At 72.1% G+C, this 258-nt stretch carries 1 protein-coding gene; it reads right to left on the bottom strand.

Going from position 1 to position 258, the window contains the following annotated elements; translation table 11 throughout:
• A partial coding sequence (locus AC0IYH_RS32480; protein WP_471838466.1) for a 4-alpha-glucanotransferase occupies positions 1–258 on the bottom strand: 258 nt, incomplete at both ends.

Here is a 258-nt window from a genome sequence, read left to right as displayed (position 1 = left end):
GGATCGGCATACAGGATGTTGAGGAACAGCCGGCTCGACGGTGCATAGGGGCTGTAGCGGCTGGCATCCGCGGGGAATAGCGCGTGCACCGGGCTGATCGCCGCGGCATCCGCTCCCGCGCCGGCCAATGCGGCGACGGCCTCGCGCAGGCTGCCGAAGTCGCCATACGCGCCGCCGCGTTCGTCGCGCAGGCTCGCGATCTGGATCGCCGCGCCCCAGATGCGCCGGTCGCCGGCGGCATCGGCGACGGTGAAGCAC

It is taken from the genome of Pseudomonas sp. AC463 (genome assembly GCF_979253585.1).
Note: the sequence above shows the minus strand (reverse complement) of the source record. Positions and strands in the feature narration are given on the sequence as shown.